Annotated in this window: 2 protein-coding genes and 1 pseudogene; 1 reads left to right on the top strand and 2 read right to left on the bottom strand. The window is 42.3% G+C overall.

The features are described from left to right. A pseudogene (locus G614_RS31825) lies at positions 1-451 on the top strand (hypothetical protein); the annotation flags it as partial. 108 nt (positions 452-559) lie between these two features. On the opposite strand, the gene G614_RS0123915 reads toward G614_RS31825, so the two are convergent. Continuing rightward, the gene (locus G614_RS0123915) at positions 560-1,021 is read right to left on the bottom strand and encodes a DUF3879 family protein (protein WP_027643880.1); all 462 of its coding nucleotides are present in this window, start codon (positions 1,019-1,021) and stop codon (positions 560-562) included. Positions 1,022-1,053: 32 nt separating this feature from the next. Further along, positions 1,054-1,530 carry a hypothetical protein gene (locus G614_RS0123920; protein ID WP_044918842.1) on the bottom strand — a complete coding sequence of 159 codons (477 nt, stop codon included), beginning with the start codon at positions 1,528-1,530 and terminating at the stop codon, positions 1,054-1,056. Between the last annotated feature and the right edge of the window lie 388 nt (positions 1,531-1,918).

A 1,918-nucleotide genomic window follows, 5' to 3' on the forward strand; every position in this document is an offset into this window, starting at 1 on the left:
GTCAATCGCCAACCTCTACCGGTATGCAGAAATAGCAAAAGCTGCAAACAAACGGTTCCTGGATGCCATCCATGACGTTGTCCCCGCTGCCAGCATAGAAAAGGAGATCAACGGGGTCTGCGGGAAGAAAACTGTAAAAGGCAGAGCTTACACTGGCTTCTCTGTCTGGTCGGAAGAAACCTTCCGGCTGTTTGAAACCATTTCAGACGGAAAGTACCTGATCCGTGGCTTTACCAACCGGGATATCCGCAGGGTCATCTATACGGAGGACTTTGACACACCGCAGCAGCGTAACCGGATGAGCAGGACATTTGCAAAGCTCCGGGCACACGGTCTGATACGGAAGGTTCCCCATTCCAGAAGGTATCTCGTAAGCAGTAAGGGACGCCGTATCATGGGTGCCCTGATTGAAACAAAACGGAAGATATATCCGGAATTTGCAGCTTTATAAACAGCCCAGCTTCCTTCAAGATGTTTTTTAGCCTGCCAGTGACAGGTTTTATTTTTATGGCTTCATTTCTATTTTGATGTTTTATTTTGTTATTCTGTTAAAACAATATCATATTAGTATATTCATGCCTGATTTGTAGTCATCCAAGATACCGGGCTTGACTGGCTTTCCCCAATTCCATGAGGGGTCTCGCTGATGTACATATTCTCCCAATCGGTCAGCCTCTTGCAGACTAATCTGATTTAATGTCCACCCAGCGGCAGCTCGTTCTTCGGGCGGCAATGACATAACATAATTCTTTATGATTTCGCTTTCAATCTCTCCATCACTCATGCCACCGTTCTTTTCCATGCTCTCAAACACCAAAGATTTTATCTTATTTGCAACGCCCTCGTCAACAGGGACAATGCGGCGGAAATCTGTTCGACCTGTAATATCCATTCCCTCCGGACAATATGGGTTAACATGACCCTTTGGTGGCAAGGAGCCATTTGGAAGTTTAGGGGTTAAGTGCGAATTTTGAACCTTATAATTTTGTTGCACAAATCGTGTCATTCCTGTAATCGTCATAAGAACACCTCCAAATAACAATAAACCCTGTTTTAAGAATAGCTGTCATAGCCATAGTTTACAGTTATACTAGCTGTTGCTGTAGAAACATCTGTGAATGCAGAACCACGATTATAGATATAAATTTTCCAAGTGCCTTTCGGGTAAAAATCGTTAAACTCATCAAATTCAACCTTACCACTGGTGCTTATATATCGTTCTGCCTGATAACCATTCGGGGTTTCAACAACGATATAAAATGGGATGCTCCCCCTACTCACAGTAACATTTAATTCCACATTTGTTACACGAGCATTGGTTGAGATGCTTCCAGAGGAAGCATTGAAGATTTTGGACTGAGAGCCAGCCATGCTATTCATCGTCCCAGTTCCGCCAGTGAAGTAATCATTATAGAGATACATCGGGCTAATCATATTTTCAGCAGGAAGTTCAGCAGCAGCTACAGATGTACCACACATGGCACACAGCATCAGTACTATTAGACAAAGGGATGTTATACGCTTTTTCATAATTGTAACTCCTTTCAGTGTAATTTAATATTGTTGTTTGAATATTTGCTACCATATTAACAAGGATAGTACAATAAACTCATAGGCAATCACCTCTTTTCCATTCGCCATTGTCAGAAACTTACCAAACTATAATGTCCTTTATAGTATATAATCGGCACTTTTGGCAAAAATATAATATTTCCCCCAAAATTTCATCGTTGCAAAAACACAAATTTTGTTCTGTTTGTCTAACAAAGAGTTTTATCCGCTTTATTATATTTATCGCACGATTTTCGCAAAATTAAATGCCCTACTCAACTACCACCGGCTAAAGCCGGTGGGTTGATGCGGCCTAAAGGCCGCCGTTAAGCGACTGAAAGTCGCAGTGGGGGCTAAAGCCCCTGCT

This window comes from [Clostridium] clostridioforme AGR2157, from assembly GCF_000424325.1.
In the GTDB taxonomy this organism is placed as follows: Bacteria; Bacillota; Clostridia; order Lachnospirales; family Lachnospiraceae; genus Enterocloster; species Enterocloster clostridioformis_A.